Genomic DNA, 14,914 nt, shown 5'->3' on the forward strand with positions numbered 1-14,914 from the left:
GCGGTGCCCAACCTCAAACTGGTGCGTGACAGCGGTATCGCAAACCCGGCAGAGTCGCCTTTGCCTGTGTTGACGGTTTCGCTCGAAGGCATGTCTTTTGGGGGCAAAGCGGTTCTTGGGCCCATCGAGTTCAAACTCGCGCCGCGCGAAACCGTGGCGATCATTGGGCCGTCGGGTGTGGGCAAGACCACCCTGATGCGCATCATCGCCGGGCTTGAGCAGCGCCACGCGGGCCATGTCCGTCGCCCCGGAAAACTGGCCATGGTGTTTCAGGAACCAACGCTCATGCGCTGGCGCAGCGTGGCCGACAACCTGTCTATCACTTTGGGGCTGACGCGGGTGCAGATCGACACAGCCTTGGAAGAGGTGGGGTTGCCGGGACGCGGCGGCGCGTTTCCCGACCAGCTATCGCTTGGTCAGCAACGCCGCCTGTCATTGGCGCGTGCGTTCGCCGGAAAGCCCGATGTCTTGTTGATGGACGAGCCTTTTGTCAGCCTTGACGCTGACCTCAGTGACGAAATGATGACCCTCTTTGAGCGTTTGCGTGACAGTCATCCGGTTGCAACGCTGCTCGTTACGCACGCAATTCCAGAGGCGGAACGGCTGGCCAACCGCATCGTTGAACTGTCCGGAACGCCGGCACAGCTCAAACCGCGCGGCGCCTAAACGTCCCTAGAACACGGGCGCGTATTTCCAGTTGTCGGCATCGGGCGTGACCTCGTCCAGATCATAGCCCGCACCCTGCAACCGCTTGGCCACGGGCAATCCGTCGGCAGCGGCTTCATCGACAAATTGCCGCCCCAGCGCTTCGTCCTGAACAATGCCATGTCCACGCATCAGGTTCAGGCCGTGGTTGAACTTGCCCACCGGGTCGCCCAATTCGGCGGCCTGTCGGTCCCAGTCTGCACTGGCATCCGGGTCATACTCTCCGCCCAATCCGTTATTGTCGAGCTGGCTCATCCACGTCATTGCCCCGGTATATCCTGCCTCCGCGCAATTCTTGAACAACGCCCGCGCAGTGGCATGATCGCCCGACTTGGTCAGCATATATCCGGTCGAACACAGCACCATGCCGGTCTCGCCTTTCTCGGCGCGGTCCAGCATGGATTGCCACGTCATCTCGTCTGGATTCAGTACGCCACCCGGATCATCGTCATCGGGCTCGGCCCAAAGGGCGGTGGCAGTCAGTGCAAGCGCGCAACTTAGCGGGATCAGGATCTGTTTCATATCGTGATCCTACCGCATAAGACCGCTCAAATCATCACGCTTATGGTCGTAGTCCTAGCCCTTGCGGGTCATCATTCCCCGCGCTGGATCATAACCCCACACCGCCAGCCCCATGAACGCAACCGTTGCCAGCGCGGTCCACACAAGCGCCGTCCCGTTGACATCAACATAAAGCGCAAAGCGGATTAATTCGACCGCGTGTGTGAAGGGGTTGGCCGCACAGATGTCGTGCAACAGCTCTGAACTTTCTGCCATCTTCCACAGCGGGTAAAGCGCCGAGGACAGGAAAAACATCGGGAAGATCACGAAATTCATCACGCCTGCGAAATTCTCCAATTGCTTGATAAAGCTCGAAAGGGCCAAACCCAGCGCCCCGAGCATCAACCCGGCCAAGATCAACGCAGGCAGGGCCGCGATATAGCCCCAGCCCGGCAGCGTGATATCAAACAACCACGCCACCAGCAGGAACGTATAGACCTGCAAAACCGAGATAATCGTGCTCCCAAGCAGCTTGCTGAACAAAAGCCAGGCCCGCGACAAGGGCGCCGTCAGCAAAAGCCGCATCGACCCCATCTCGCGGTCATAGACAAGACTGAGCGACGATTGCATTCCGTTAAACAGCAAGATCATCCCGCAAAGCCCCGGTACGATGTAGGTCTCATAGGTGATGTAGGTCTGGTAGGGTGGCGAGATCGACAAACCCAAAGCCGCCCGAAATCCCGCCGCAAACACCAAAAGCCACACCAGCGGCCTCACCAAAGCCGCGATGAACCGCTCACGTTGATGCACAAAGCGCAACGCCTCGCGGATCACGATGGCGCGCATCGCCACCAATGCATGCCGCGCCCCACTCATGCCTTTGCCCTCGTCAAATCTGCAAAATAGGCGGGCAGGGATGTATCTCCGCGAAGCTCACCACAGGACCCATCCGCCAAAACCCGCCCGCGATGCAGCACGATCACCTGATCGTCGTCCAACACTTCGTCGGTCAGATGCGTGGCCCAGAGCACGGTCACACCGCTGTCGGTACACAGGTCGTGAATGTGCCGCGTCAACCCCGCGCGCGTGGTCGCGTCCAACCCGACCGTCGGCTCATCAAGCAACAGTACCTTTGGATCATGCAAAAGCGCCCGGGCGATTTCAGTCCGCCTGCGATGGCCACCGTTCAGAGCGCGTGCCTTTTCGCTCGCGCGCTCGCCCATCTCAAGCCGTGCCAACGCGCCGTCGATCCGCCGGTCCGCATCTCGCCCCGATAGTCCGTGCAGTGCCGCGAAATATCTCAGGTTCTGCCGCACAGTCAGGTCCAGGTCCAACGTACTTTGTTGAAACACCACGCCCAGTTTGGCCATCGCTGCCAAAGGCGCGGTCCGTAAATCATGCCCTGCAATGCGCGCATCCCCGGCTTGAGACACAAAAAGCCGTGTCAAAAGCGAAAACAACGTCGATTTTCCCGCCCCATTTGGTCCAAGCAGGGCGGCAAAGCGTCCCTTCGGTACCGAAAAAGACACAGCGTCCAGCGCGGTTTTGGGGCCGTAGGAAAAGGACAGATCGAAGACTTGCAAACTCATACGTTCTGTCCTGCCTGTCTTTGTTGGTTCAAGATATCCTCGTGGGCACGCTTTGCGCGCGGGGGCAGAGCCCCAAGGTTTGCCGTTAACGGAAAACTGACGATGCGTCGACGCATCGTCAGCGCCGGATGACCCAGTCCAGACTATTCAATGGTAATCTCCAGCCGCTGCGTCTCACCGGTCGATCCCGGCACCCGCAAGAAATACTGTCCGGGTTTGATCGCAACAAAACCGATCTCCATTGTGCCGGCGTCGTCGAACTCGATGGAATTCAACCCGATTGGGCGAATTTCCAGATCGTTGACAATAACCTCGTCGATCCAGATCGCGCGAAAGAACTCTGAACCTTCCAACGCCAGCTCGGCTGACCCGTCGCCTTCGATCTCGAACTCGTAATATGTGCCCGAGCTCAGAACCCAAGGGGCGTCGGCAAGCGGCACGCCCGAACTCAATGTGATGGGCGGAAGATCGGCCTTGTTGGCCGAAGACAGGATGCCCGCGCGGCCCCATTGATCACGTGGTGCGCCATCGGCAAAGGCAACCATTGGCACAAGCAGGGCCAGACATAATGTGGCGAGGGTTGGTTTCATGTTTGTCTCCTTGGTAACGGTGTTGTGCGGAATGTCGCGCCGACTTCAGTCGGTTGGCCGAAATGCAGCACCCCAGGGGAAACGGCCCACTTTGATGCTCTTGATCGCTTTCCGGCTGGCCACGTCGATCACGGTCACATCACCGGACACCCCGTTGGTGGTGAACAACAAGCTTCGGTCCCGGTTGAAATCCATATGCCAGACGCGGCGTCCGACGAGGATATAGTCTTCGACCTCGTAGGTTTCGGCATTCACCACCGCCACATGGTTCGACGGTCCCAAAGCCACAAAGGCGTGCGTGTCACCGGTGGTAAATTCAAACCCCACGGGTTGCACCCGGTCGGGATGGATGTTGGCCACGTCAAACTCTATCTTGGCCTTTTCGGTCTGCGTGGCCACATCAAACACTGAAATCGTGCCACCAATCTCGGCGCTGACCCAAAGCTCGGTGCCGTCTTTGACGAACTCTGCATGGCGAGGGCGGGAATCCACCAGCGTGTTGGCGAACAAGGTTTGTGTTTTGGTATCGATCCAATGGGCCATGTTGGTGGTCTCGGACGTGGTGATCGCGATGCTGCCATCGGGCGAAACGGCCATGCCTTCGGGTTCGATGCCGACGTCGATCTGCGCTACCACGGTGCGGGTCTCGGTATCGACCACGGTGGTGATCGCGTCATCCTCGTTGGCGATATAAAGGTGTCGGTTGTCAGGATGCAGCACAAATTGTTCGGGGTCTTCGCCCGAGGGAAGGTCATACAGGATTTTGCCTGTTTCGGGGTCCATGACCTGAACCGCGTCGCTGTCGGACGCGCAGATATAAACGACCGAGAAATCCTTGGAAAAGGTGATCCCGCGCGGGCGCTCTCCGGTTTCCAAGGTGCGCACGACCTCAAGCGTGTCGATGTCGATCACGCTGATTGTGTCGTCTTTTTCGTTCGTGACCCAGATTTCATCCGCAAGCGCGGTGCTGGACAGCAAGGCAGCGATCACTGTGGTGAGGATCGGCAGTTTCATCGGTGTCGGTCCTTTTTGTTTGGTGATGGCAGGGGTTAGCCCCCCGAACCCCCGGCATGTTTGTAAAAATAAGAAGATCAGTTTTCAAAGGCGGTGCAGCTGCTTTCGGGTTGATCGAGGCCCAGCGTGTCCAGTTCGGTGCGCTGGTGCAAAAAGCCTTCGAGCGGTGCCTGAGCCACCAAGGCGCGTTCATGGACCAGCGGGATCGGTTGGCGCAGCTGGCCGTTCCACGTGCGGAACGTCAGCGGGCGGCCTTTGAAACCCGCCAGTTCGAACGCGTCCGAGAGCATGTAGTCACGCAAGGCGTCGGCATCGGCCACGCCGGTGCGGGTCACAGCTTCGCCGATGGCGCGCAGCGCGGCCCAGACAGCATAGTCGCGGTCCAGCATTGGGCGGCTCGCAAGTTCTTCAAAGCGGGATTGCAATTGCGCGGCACCCCAGGCCTCGACCACACGATGCCAGGTCACCGGGCGCAATCCTTCCGATCCAGCCACAGGCCGGGGCCGCCATGTATTGTACGAGATGTAGCGCGCGAAATCATCAGCCGCGTCCGCGACCAGCAGCACATCGTAATCTCCAAGATCCTGGGTGAAAAGCGGCACCTCCTGACTTGCGTTGCGGCGCATATCGGCGTCGAACACCCATGTCTTGCGCGCCTCAAACGACAGCCCGAACTTGCGCGCCGATGTCTCAAGTGTATCGGCCCAAGCCTGATCGTCAGGTCGTTCACCTGCTACAAGTGCGATCTCGTCCCATCGGCGGGTCACGAAGAACTGCATCAGAGCGTCGGCTTTCATCGCGTAAGAGGGCAGGGTGTGCAGCAGGTTTGCCCGGCACTCGGTATCGCGCAGCGTCACATCCGCAGCACTGGCGTTGAACAGCAAGGCCCCCGCGGCCTCGGGCAGGTCCGCTGCGGACAAGACCTGTGCCATCGGCGCGTCCAGCACCAAGAGATCGCCGTCGGCCAAAGCGGCGCGTGCGGCTTGCACGAAATCGCCATCTGGCGCGACAGTTGTCACGCTCAGGCTGTAGGTCTGACCGAGAAAGCGCCCCGTGGTGATATTGTCTTCCAACCCAAGCTCGGCACCGCGAAGGCCCAGGTCCTCGGGGATCGGATCGAGGTTCGACAAGGTGGGTGGGGCGGGCACCTCTTGTTTGAGGTAATGGATCGTTACGTCCATTTGTGCGCTGGCACTGGTCGCCGAAATACAGGCGCACACGCAGCACATGTCACGCAACGCGCGCACAGATCGCAGCATATCAAACCCTCCCTGTCGCACAGTAGACCGCTGACAAATTCAGCTGAAATACGACCATTGTCTCGGGCAATTGTCCTTGGAATCGCCGCTGCGCGCCACGAAAGTCCAATACCCCAGTCCAAAACTGAAATGTACAAATCCGACAAGACACGACTGTGCCTGAGGAGGACCCCATGACAGCCATCACATACAAATCCGCACTTGCCGCCGTGGCCCTGACCGTCAGTGCCACCCTTGTCTATGCCCATGGCGATGTGACACCGCAGGCGGTCGACACAGCGGGCTTGCCGGAAACCGGCGATGAGTGGCTGTCGGAAAACCCTTACCGGGCTGACGCGGTCGGAGACGAGGTCTGGGCTCGCGCAGTTGAGATCGGCGCATCGGGTTACAATCAGAATTGCGCCCGCTGCCACGGGCTTGAAGCGATCTCGGGCGGTTTGGCCCCCGATGTGCGTTTTCTGGAGGCCGAGGAATACGGGGACGAGTGGTATATTGAGCGGTTCCGCTTTGGCTATACTCAGAACGGAACCACGAAGATGCCTGAGTTTGGAGAGCTCCTGGGGCAAGATGCTGCTTGGGCGATCCGCACCTATATCGAAACCCGTCCGGATGATGCTTCGATGGAAGAGGTGGCCGAGGAGCTCAAGGCGCTGCGGGACCAGATTGCCGGATACGGGGCCGATCCCGCGGCGGCTGATGCCGATGCGCTCAAGGCGCGCCTGTCCGAGATTGCGGCGAATATCGAAACCGTGTCGGGGGCACCTGTGGCCGACAGCGCGGCGTTCCGTGCCGCAAATCTGATCGACGGCACACAGGACGCCTATGTCCGCGCGGCCGAAGCCTTGACGATTGGTCTTTCAGCAGCACACTGATCTCATGAAATATCTGCGCGCGACCTTCACTGCGACCCTGCTGGCCTTGGCTGCCCCTGCCACGGCCAGCGATCCCTGTGCTGATTTTATCCCCCAACCCAAACCGCAAAACGCTGGGCGGGATATTGTCGGTCAGGACATTGACCAGATCATGGACCGTGGGTTCATTACCTTTGCGGTCTATGAAGACTACCCGCCCTATAGCTGGCTGGATGATGGTGAACCGCGCGGCATAGATGTGGATATCGCCGGTCTCATTGCGCAAGACCTTGGAGTGACGCCCCAGTTCAAATTCGTGACCGCAGGTGAAAACCTCGAAGCGGACCTGCGCAATCACATCTGGAAGGGGCCGATCATCGACGGCGCCGTGTCAAACGTGATGCTGCGCGTGCCCTACGACAGCGCTTTTAGCTGTCGTGTGGAGCAGGTGGTGTTTACCGGCCAATACATGACAGAATCCGTGGCAATCGCCTATAGGGACGCCGATTATCCCGATGGCGGCCCGGTCCCCGCGTATTTCCGGTTCGACACCGTTGCAGTGGAAAACGACTCGATCACCGATTTCTACCTGACAAGCTTTGCTGGTGGGCAATTGGCATCTGGCATCCGCCGCTTCCCCACCATGGCAGGCGCGATGGAGGCGCTGGCCAAGGGCGAGGTCATGGCGGCGATGGGCCCTCTGGCGCAGCTTGAGTTCGGCGCGGGCGTGGGGGTGTCAATTCACCAGCCTCCGCTACCTGGTTTTGCGAAATCCAAATGGACCCTCGGCACCGGCAGTCATTACGCCTATCGTGGTCTGAGCTATTCGGTAGACGACTCGATCTTTGCCGCGCTGTCTGATGGTCGGATTGCCGCGATCTTTGAAAGCTACGGGCTGACCCATCAGCCACCGGAAAGGTAGCTTTTACGTAACTGTTAAGCCATTGGTCTTATATGCCCTCGGGGTCCGACACCCTAGGCTGGCCACCAAATAAGGATCACACCCATGCACATGACCGATTCCCGCACCATTGCCGCCAGCCCGCAAGAGGTGTGGTCGGCGATCCTTGATCCCGAAGTGCTCAAGCAATGTGTGCCCGGTTGCACCGAAATGAGCGGCTCTGCCGAAGACGGCTTTGAAGCGACGGTCGTGCAAAAGGTCGGCCCGGTAAAAGCGACCTTCAAGGGCACTGTCGTGCTGTCCGACATGGTGCCCGGCCAATCATTGACCCTGACCGGCGAAGGCAAGGGCGGGGCTGCGGGCTTTGCCAAGGGTGCCGCAGAGGTGAAACTTGTCTCCGTCGAAGGCGGTACCGAATTGCAGTACGAGGTGGATGCCAAGGTTGGTGGCAAGCTAGCGCAGCTTGGCAGCCGGATCATTGATGGCTTTGCCAAAAAGATGGCTGACCAGTTCTTCGGTAATTTTCAAACGGCAGTCGAAGGCCCGCAAGAGGCGGACACCGCTGCCGAGGCAGACACGCCCGACGCTGAAAATGGTGAAAAGAAAAAGGGCTGGTTCAAGAAACTTGTGTCTTGATCGGTCAAAGCGCCGACAACACACTACATAATGGATATCGACGGGAGGAGTTTGATGACTAAGGTAACAATGACGGTGAACGGCAAGTCCGTTTCCGGTGAGGTAAAGGGCAACACGCTCTTGACCGAATTCTTGCGCAGCGATTTGCGACTTACAGGAACCCATGTCGGCTGTGACACCTCGCAATGCGGCGCATGCGTCGTGCATGTGAATGGCGAGGCCGTCAAATCCTGCACCATGTTTGCCGCCGAGGCAGATGGCGCAGAGATCAAGACAATCGAAGGCATGGCAAACGCAGACGGCTCGCTCAACGTGATCCAGCAGGCGTTTCAGGAACATCACGGTCTCCAGTGCGGGTTCTGCACTCCGGGTATGGTGATGTCCGCCGCAGCCCTGCTGAAGGACAATCCCAAGCCAACCGAGGCCGAAGTGCGGGACTACCTTGAAGGCAATATCTGTCGCTGCACCGGCTATCACAACATCGTCAAGGCTATCATGGCCGCAAGCGGCCAAGACGTGCCCGCAGTCGCAGCCGAATAATCAATTCACGCAGGGTGCGTGCATGCGTGCACCACTCCAAGGGAGGAACAACATGCCGAAGGATCATGGCATTGGCGCAAGCCCGAAGCGGCGCGAAGACGTCCGCTTTTTGACAGGCGCTGGCAATTACACAGACGACATCAATGTTTATGGACAAACCTATGTCCATTTCCTGCGCTCAGACATGGCGCATGGTAAGATCAACAAGATCGACACCAGCGCTGCCGAAGGCATGCCCGGTGTGGTTCGCATTTTCACAGGCGCCGATTTCGAAGGCGTGGGCGGTCTGCCGTGCGGGTGGGAAATCACCGATAAAAACGGCCAGGCCATGAAGGAACCGGCTCACCCGGTGCTGTGCCAAGGCAAAGTGCGCCATGTGGGCGATCCGATCGCGGCCGTTGTTGCCGACAGCCTGGAAGAGGCCCGCACCGCGGCGGAAGCCATCGTGCTCGATATCGAAGAACTGCCTGCCGTTGTCGATATGGGCCGCGCCCTCGAAGCGGGCGCCACCAAGGTGCACGACGATCTGACCGACAACCTGTGCTATGACTGGCAATTCGGCACCGACAGCGACACCATGGATGCCGCGTTCAAAGCGGCGGCGCATGTGACGACGCTGGAATTGGTGAACAACCGCCTTGTCGCAAACCCTATGGAGCCGCGCGTTGCGGTCGGTGACTACAGCCGTGCCAATGACGAACACACGCTCTACACCACGTCGCAAAACCCGCATGTGATCCGCCTGCTGATGGGTGCGTTTGTTCTGGGCATCCCGGAAAACAAACTGCGCGTCGTGGCCCCGGATGTGGGCGGCGGCTTTGGCACCAAGATTTTCCACTATGCCGAAGAGGCGTTCTGCACCTTCGCCGCCAAGGCGATCAACCGCCCCGTGAAATGGACCTCGACCCGCTCCGAGGCGTTCATGTCCGACGCGCATGGTCGTGACCACGTCACCACAATCGAACTGGCGCTCGACAAGGACAACAATTTCCTGGCTGTGCGCACCGACACCAAGGCGAATATGGGCGCGTACCTGTCGACCTTCTCTACATCGGTGCCGACATGGCTGCATGGCACTCTGATGGCTGGGAACTACCTCACACCTGCCGTCCAGGTGAACGTCAAGGCCGTGTTCACCAACACCGTACCCGTCGATGCGTACCGTGGCGCAGGCCGCCCCGAGGCGACGTTCCAGCTGGAACGTGTGATCGACATGGCGGCACGCGAACTGGGCGTCGATCCGATTGCCCTGCGCCGCCAGAACTTTATCACGCAATTCCCCTACGCCACACCCGTCGCCGTTGAATACGATACCGGCGATTACGAAGCGACGATGGCCAAGATGGAAGAGCTGATCGACATGGGCGGTTTCGCTGCCCGTCGCGCCGCTTCCGAAAAGAACGGCAAGCTGCGTGGCCTTGGCGTAAACTGTTTCATCGAAGCCTGCGGCATCGCGCCGTCGAACCTCGTGGGTCAGCTTGGCGCACGTGCCGGTCTTTATGATGCTGCCACCGTGCGCGTGAACGCCACCGGATCGATCTCAGTGATGGTCGGCGCGCACAGCCATGGTCAGGGGCATGAAACCGTGTTCCCACAGGTCGTGGCTGAAATGCTTGGCATCGACGAGAGCATGATCGACATCGTGCACGGCGACACCTCCAAGATCCCCTTCGGCATGGGCACCTACGGCTCACGCTCGCTGGCGGTTTGCGGATCGGCGATGGTGCGGGCAACCGAGAAGATCATCAACAAGGCCAAGAAGATCGCGGGTCACATGCTCGAAGCCTCGGACAGCGATATTGAGTTGAAGGACGGCCAGTTCACCGTGGCAGGCACCGATAAATCGGTCGCTTGGGGCGATGTCACATTGGCAGCCTACGTGCCGCACAACTACCCGCTCGAAGATATTGAACCGGGTCTTGAGGAAACGGCGTTCTACGATCCGGCGAACTTTACCTACCCGGCAGGCGCCTATGCCTGCGAGGTCGAGCTTGATCCGGAAACGGGCAAGGTCACTATCGAAAAGTTCGTCTCGGCGGATGATTTCGGCAATGTGGTCAACCCGATGATCGTCGAGGGCCAGGTCCATGGCGGCATTGCGCAGGGCATTGGTCAGGCGCTTTTGGAAAACTGTGCCTATGACGAAAACGGTCAGCTTTTGTCGGCGTCCTACATGGATTACGCCATGCCCCGTGCGGATGATATCCCACATATGGCCAGCTATGTGGTGGACCATTCCTGCCAAACCCCGTGCACACACAACCCGCTCGGCGTAAAGGGCTGCGGTGAGGCAGGCGCGATCGGCTCACCGCCCACGGTGGTGAACGCGGTGATCGACGCGCTGCACTCGGGTGGTCACACCCATATTTCCCATATCGACATGCCTGTCACGCCGTCGCGCGTCTGGGCAGCGATGAACGGCCAATAAGGAGGGCTTCGGATATGTATAGCTTTGACATTCAACGGCCCACATCCGTGGCAGACGCGGTTGCGGCATTGGGCACGGACGAAGCCCAGCCTTTGGGTGGGGGGCAAACCCTCATTCCAACGCTGAAACAGCGTCTGGCCTCCCCATCGGTTCTGGTCAGCCTGACCGGCATCGCCGAGATGAAGGGCGTGTGCACCGCGGATGATGGCGCGCTGTCCATCGGCGGCGGCACCACCCACGCAACGGTCGCCCGTGAGGCATTGGTCTTTCCGGGTCTTGCTGACCTTGCCGGCCATATTGGTGACCCGGCGGTCCGCAATCGCGGCACCATAGGCGGCAGCTTGGCCAATAATGACCCGTCGGCCTGCTATCCTGCGGCGGCCCTTGGGTCGGGTGCCACCATCGTGACCAACACGCGAAGCATCGCGGCGGATGACTACTTCTTGGGCATGTTCGACACTGCTCTGAATGAGGCCGAAATCATCACCGAAGTGCGATTCCCGGTGCCGGAAAAATCGGCGTATATGAAGTTTGAACAACCCGCCTCGCGCTTTGCGCTGGTCGGTGTGTTCGTCGCCAAATACGCGGACGGCGTGCGTGTTGCAGTGACAGGCGCGTCCGAAGAGGGCGTCTTCCGCTGGACCGAGGCCGAAGCGGCGCTGTCGGCAAACTTTGCCCCCGAGGCCGTGGAAGGCCTGACAGTGTCGGGCGACGGTATGATCTCGGATCTGCATGGTTCGGGCGCATACCGCGCGCATCTTGTGGGTGTGATGACCAAGCGGGCGGTTGCCGCCGCACATTGATCCGGGCTCGCACGTCAACAACACAAAGCCCCGGTCTAAGGACCGGGGCTTTTTTGCGGGACGGGAACCCTTGGGGTTCCACCCCAAAGCCCGGGTTATTTTGAACCAGAGAAGATCAGACCGTTTGGACGTTTCCATCTGTGTCGACAAGCGTGATGCGGTGCAGGCCTGCGGTGATCTTGAGCCGCGCCAGCGTTTCCCGATCCATAAAAACGGCAGCCGTCGACAGTGCATCTGCCATCGTGGCTGTGGGGGCCTCGATGCTCACTGTGGACCAAAGCGGCGTCTCTTCGCGCGGCCCCAGAATATGTGCGGCCTCTCCGAGCATCAGTACGCTTGGACTGGAGGTGGCAATTGCCATGTCCCGCAGGGTGCGTGTTCCGATATGGCCCTGTTCAGGGTCGGCGATCCCCAAGGTGAACGGCCCGCCCAATGCGGCTTGCTCGCCGATATTCACCAGCGCCCGCGTCGCGCCCTGCGCGCGCAGTCGCGCGCGGATCACATCCGTGGCAAAGCCCTGCGCGATGCCGTTAAATGTCAAAGCCTGACCATCTTGCAGCGCGATTCGAGTTTTGGAAACACGCACGCGTTCCCATCCAAGCGCTGTCCGGGCCTGTATGACGTCACCGCCTGTCGCCAGAGCCCGCCACAAGGGCTGAACCGTCGGGTCGAACAACCCTCCTGTAATCCGGTGGGCAGTATCGGCATGCGCTATAAGCGCTCGCATCTGCGGGTTTGGCGCGTTCAATTCGCCGGTGGAGTTCAGCCGGGACAGGTCGGATGTTGGGCGATACAGGCTGAAGGCCTGTTCGATCTCCTCCAGCGCATCCGGCACTTGGGCCAAAGCGCGGTGAACCAGCTCGCGTGGTCCGCTTAGGGTCACCGACACCTCGGCCCCCAGGGCACGGCCTGACCAGGTGTCGGCATAGGCCAGGGCAGGCGAGCACGCAAAGGCCGCGGACAAGGCAAGGAAGCGACGACGGTTCATTCGGCAGGCACCGTGTTGGGATGGCCCAAATTGCGCGACGCGCGTGTCTTGGCCCGATCCTTAAGGATGAGCGGCACGCATTGTTCCGTGTCGTCATGAATAGTCACACAATCAAGGCATTGGAAACATTCAGAATATTGGATTTCACCTTTTGGGGTGATTGCCCCGTAACTGCATTTTACGCGGCACAGCTGACAGGGTGATCCGCATTCCGCCCGGCGTGGAATCCACCGTCGTAGGCGGAGCATCCCACCAATCGCCATCAATGCCCCCAGTGGGCATAGGTAGCGGCAGAAGCCCTTGAACACGAACAAGCCCAAAACCAGCCAAAGCGCGGCATAGGCAACGTAATACCATTCACGCATAAACACCGTGGTGATCGCGGTCTTGAACGGTTCAATCTCGGCCGCCTTGTCCATGTAGGAGGGGGCGAACACGGTCACCGCAACCAGTCCAGCCAAAGCCACGTATTTCAGCGATTTCAAACGGGCATCCCAAAGCGCGCTCGGTTCGATCCGGGGCAGGCGCAACATGCGCCCAAGGTGATGCGCAAATTCCTGCATCGCCCCAAACGGGCACAGCCATCCACAGAACAAGCCACGCCCCCAAAGCACAAAGCCGACGATCACCACTGCCCAGATCAACAAGGAGAAGGGATCATAAAGCAGGAATGCAAACGATCCCCCAGCCATCGTGGTCTGCAAGCCGGCTAACGGTGTCACGATGGACAATTGCCCCTGACCCCACCAGCCGACAAAACCCAGGACCACCGCCAATATGCCAAGCCGGACTGGTGTGTAAGCTGCAAGCCCCGCCAACCAGCTTTGTGCCCCCAGCAGCGCCGCAACCAGCAGGCTTAGGAACATCGCAAGGAGGATCAGGTCACTTTGGCGGTTCAGGATTGCCTCTTTCCATGGGGCGAGTTTTTCGACCACCACCGGGCGGGCAAAGAACCGTTCATCTGTCACATGGGTTACGGCCAATTGCACTGACCCAATTTCGGGCTGGAACATCCCGTGAGAGCGCACGGCCTCGACCGTCATCACCCAGTCCCGTGTCGGATCGAATCCCAAGCGCCGATCCGTACGCAGGATCATCGCCACGCCATCATGTAGCACATCCGGCACGGCGTCGCTCAGTTCAACAAAAAGGTCTGCATCGCGCAGCGCCACCGGGAACCCGTCCTGTTCAGCGCCGATCCAGTCGGGTGCGGTATTGCGCACAAAGTCGTCCGACACCAACCCATGCCGTCCGGTTTCGATCACGAGGATCGGTTCGTCAAAGGTCGAGATCGCCATGAAGCGGTCCAGCTCTTCGATCGTGTCCTCGTCCAAAAGAACCCGCGCAATCGAGGCAGGCCCCACATCCGCGATCCACAGGTCGAGATAGGGCGCATCCGGATCGTCCAACGCTTCGGCATCGTCATCGTCCCACACCGTGCCCTCGAACAGGGCCTGCACCTCGGCATTGGTGGCAACGCGGCGCGTGATCAGTCCTTGCGTCACCAGATCATCCCAGGTCAGCACCTCGATATAGTCCGGGTCGGGATAGGCGGGTGGCCCTGACGCGATGCCCTGCATCTTTTCGCGCGCCACCTGCAAGGCAGCGGCCAACACCGACTCGTGCGCAATCCTCACCGAGGCCGTCGCCTTGGTCACCCCGTCCAGATAGATCAACTGCCCACCACCGTCGCCCGCCCCATAAGGCGAGCCGACCACGAGGGAATCGCTGATCGAATGTCCGCGATATTGCTCGAAAAACGCGTGAAACGGCGCTTGACCCAATCCGCTGACAAAGATCGGCTCATTGTGGTTCAAAAGCTGCACATCCAGAAACCGCCCGTCCAGATCAAGCACCACCAGCACATTCACCGGCGCGCCCGAAAATCCGGGCAGGGGGGCCATTGGTTCGGTTTGAAACACATACCCCGCATGCGCGCCGCCCGAATTGAGCAGCTCATACACCCCGTTGTCCGAGATCAGCGCGCCAAGGCTCATCGGTGCGAAAATCTGTGCGGCGATCTCGTCTTCGTCCAACACATCCGCAACGGCGCTCAGGGCGCTGACGCACCACATCACGGCAACAACAAGGAAAGCATACATGCGCATG

The 14,914-nt window shown here is 59.8% G+C and carries 15 protein-coding genes; 7 read left to right on the top strand and 8 right to left on the bottom strand.

The genetic code is table 11. From position 1 onward, the window contains the following. The first annotated feature begins 3 nt into the window (after positions 1-3). Positions 4-666 carry an ABC transporter ATP-binding protein gene (locus ACSHXH_RS11800; RefSeq protein ID WP_435671996.1) on the top strand — a complete coding sequence of 221 codons (663 nt, stop codon included), beginning with the start codon at positions 4-6 and terminating at the stop codon, positions 664-666. Between the two features lie 6 nt (positions 667-672). On the opposite strand, the gene ACSHXH_RS11805 is transcribed toward ACSHXH_RS11800, so the two are convergent. The 6 genes from ACSHXH_RS11805 to ACSHXH_RS11830 all read right to left on the bottom strand — a co-directional run bounded on the left by ACSHXH_RS11805 (position 673) and on the right by ACSHXH_RS11830 (position 5,658). Further along, positions 673-1,227, bottom strand: a complete 555-nt coding sequence (locus ACSHXH_RS11805; protein WP_435671997.1) for a tetratricopeptide repeat protein — start codon at positions 1,225-1,227, stop codon at positions 673-675. Between the two features lie 54 nt (positions 1,228-1,281). Beyond that, entirely contained in the window at positions 1,282-2,082 is an 801-nt protein-coding gene (locus ACSHXH_RS11810; protein WP_435671998.1) for an ABC transporter permease, read from the bottom strand. Further along, positions 2,079-2,795 (bottom strand): ABC transporter ATP-binding protein, encoded by a 717-nt coding sequence (locus ACSHXH_RS11815; RefSeq protein ID WP_435671999.1) that lies wholly within the window; start codon positions 2,793-2,795, stop codon positions 2,079-2,081. The genes ACSHXH_RS11810 and ACSHXH_RS11815 overlap by 4 nt, the downstream gene beginning before the upstream one ends. 143 nt (positions 2,796-2,938) lie before the next feature. Beyond that, positions 2,939-3,385 (bottom strand): hypothetical protein, encoded by a 447-nt coding sequence (locus ACSHXH_RS11820; protein ID WP_435672000.1) that lies wholly within the window; start codon positions 3,383-3,385, stop codon positions 2,939-2,941. Positions 3,386-3,430: 45 nt separating this feature from the next. Beyond that, the gene (locus ACSHXH_RS11825) at positions 3,431-4,399 is read right to left on the bottom strand and encodes a YVTN family beta-propeller repeat protein (RefSeq protein ID WP_435672001.1); all 969 of its coding nucleotides are present in this window, start codon (positions 4,397-4,399) and stop codon (positions 3,431-3,433) included. 77 nt (positions 4,400-4,476) lie between these two features. Beyond that, positions 4,477-5,658 (bottom strand): ABC transporter substrate-binding protein, encoded by a 1,182-nt coding sequence (locus ACSHXH_RS11830; RefSeq protein ID WP_435672002.1) that lies wholly within the window; start codon positions 5,656-5,658, stop codon positions 4,477-4,479. 173 nt (positions 5,659-5,831) lie between these two features. Between ACSHXH_RS11830 and pedF the strand changes: the two genes are divergently transcribed. The 6 genes from pedF to ACSHXH_RS11860 all read left to right on the top strand — a co-directional run bounded on the left by pedF (position 5,832) and on the right by ACSHXH_RS11860 (position 11,817). After that, positions 5,832-6,530, top strand: coding sequence for a cytochrome c-550 PedF (pedF, locus tag ACSHXH_RS11835; RefSeq protein WP_435672003.1), 699 nt, complete (start codon positions 5,832-5,834; stop codon positions 6,528-6,530). A gap of 4 nt (positions 6,531-6,534) precedes the next feature. Beyond that, positions 6,535-7,431 carry a substrate-binding periplasmic protein gene (locus ACSHXH_RS11840; protein WP_435672004.1) on the top strand — a complete coding sequence of 299 codons (897 nt, stop codon included), beginning with the start codon at positions 6,535-6,537 and terminating at the stop codon, positions 7,429-7,431. A gap of 84 nt (positions 7,432-7,515) precedes the next feature. After that, the gene (locus ACSHXH_RS11845; RefSeq protein WP_435672005.1) at positions 7,516-8,046 is read left to right on the top strand and encodes a CoxG family protein; all 531 of its coding nucleotides are present in this window, start codon (positions 7,516-7,518) and stop codon (positions 8,044-8,046) included. A gap of 54 nt (positions 8,047-8,100) precedes the next feature. Beyond that, positions 8,101-8,586, top strand: a complete 486-nt coding sequence (locus ACSHXH_RS11850) for a (2Fe-2S)-binding protein (RefSeq protein WP_435672006.1) — start codon at positions 8,101-8,103, stop codon at positions 8,584-8,586. 52 nt (positions 8,587-8,638) lie between these two features. After that, complete coding sequence (locus tag ACSHXH_RS11855) at positions 8,639-11,014, top strand: xanthine dehydrogenase family protein molybdopterin-binding subunit (protein ID WP_435672007.1); 2,376 nt, start codon at positions 8,639-8,641, stop codon at positions 11,012-11,014. A 14-nt stretch (positions 11,015-11,028) separates the two neighbouring features. After that, on the top strand, positions 11,029-11,817 hold the full coding sequence (locus tag ACSHXH_RS11860; protein WP_435672008.1) for an FAD binding domain-containing protein: 789 nt from the start codon (positions 11,029-11,031) through the stop codon (positions 11,815-11,817). Positions 11,818-11,932: 115 nt separating this feature from the next. Here the strand turns inward: ACSHXH_RS11860 and ACSHXH_RS11865 are convergent, their stop codons facing one another. Continuing rightward, the gene (locus ACSHXH_RS11865; RefSeq protein ID WP_435672009.1) at positions 11,933-12,805 is read right to left on the bottom strand and encodes an FAD:protein FMN transferase; all 873 of its coding nucleotides are present in this window, start codon (positions 12,803-12,805) and stop codon (positions 11,933-11,935) included. Further along, positions 12,802-14,913: a 4Fe-4S binding protein gene (locus tag ACSHXH_RS11870; protein ID WP_435672010.1), complete on the bottom strand. Its 2,112-nt coding sequence runs from the start codon at positions 14,911-14,913 to the stop codon at positions 12,802-12,804. The genes ACSHXH_RS11865 and ACSHXH_RS11870 overlap by 4 nt, the downstream gene beginning before the upstream one ends. Between the last annotated feature and the right edge of the window lies 1 nt (position 14,914).

The organism is Marivita sp. (assembly GCF_051251565.1).
Classification (GTDB): Bacteria; Pseudomonadota; Alphaproteobacteria; order Rhodobacterales; family Rhodobacteraceae; genus Marivita.

What these genes read in the sequence shown, in the direction of transcription:
- ACSHXH_RS11805 (WP_435671997.1), bottom strand. Translation starts at nt 1,227, where the DNA reads ATGAAACAGATCCTGATCCCGCTAAGTTGCGCGCTTGCACTGACTGCC.
- ACSHXH_RS11810 (WP_435671998.1), bottom strand. Translation starts at nt 2,082, where the DNA reads ATGAGTGGGGCGCGGCATGCATTGGTGGCGATGCGCGCCATCGTGATC.
- ACSHXH_RS11815 (WP_435671999.1), bottom strand. Translation starts at nt 2,795, where the DNA reads ATGAGTTTGCAAGTCTTCGATCTGTCCTTTTCCTACGGCCCCAAAACC.
- ACSHXH_RS11820 (WP_435672000.1), bottom strand. Translation starts at nt 3,385, where the DNA reads ATGAAACCAACCCTCGCCACATTATGTCTGGCCCTGCTTGTGCCAATG.
- ACSHXH_RS11825 (WP_435672001.1), bottom strand. Translation starts at nt 4,399, where the DNA reads ATGAAACTGCCGATCCTCACCACAGTGATCGCTGCCTTGCTGTCCAGC.
- ACSHXH_RS11830 (WP_435672002.1), bottom strand. Translation starts at nt 5,658, where the DNA reads ATGCTGCGATCTGTGCGCGCGTTGCGTGACATGTGCTGCGTGTGCGCC.
- pedF (WP_435672003.1), top strand. Translation starts at nt 5,832, where the DNA reads ATGACAGCCATCACATACAAATCCGCACTTGCCGCCGTGGCCCTGACC.
- ACSHXH_RS11840 (WP_435672004.1), top strand. Translation starts at nt 6,535, where the DNA reads ATGAAATATCTGCGCGCGACCTTCACTGCGACCCTGCTGGCCTTGGCT.
- ACSHXH_RS11845 (WP_435672005.1), top strand. Translation starts at nt 7,516, where the DNA reads ATGCACATGACCGATTCCCGCACCATTGCCGCCAGCCCGCAAGAGGTG.
- ACSHXH_RS11850 (WP_435672006.1), top strand. Translation starts at nt 8,101, where the DNA reads ATGACTAAGGTAACAATGACGGTGAACGGCAAGTCCGTTTCCGGTGAG.
- ACSHXH_RS11855 (WP_435672007.1), top strand. Translation starts at nt 8,639, where the DNA reads ATGCCGAAGGATCATGGCATTGGCGCAAGCCCGAAGCGGCGCGAAGAC.
- ACSHXH_RS11860 (WP_435672008.1), top strand. Translation starts at nt 11,029, where the DNA reads ATGTATAGCTTTGACATTCAACGGCCCACATCCGTGGCAGACGCGGTT.
- ACSHXH_RS11865 (WP_435672009.1), bottom strand. Translation starts at nt 12,805, where the DNA reads ATGAACCGTCGTCGCTTCCTTGCCTTGTCCGCGGCCTTTGCGTGCTCG.
- ACSHXH_RS11870 (WP_435672010.1), bottom strand. Translation starts at nt 14,913, where the DNA reads ATGCGCATGTATGCTTTCCTTGTTGTTGCCGTGATGTGGTGCGTCAGC.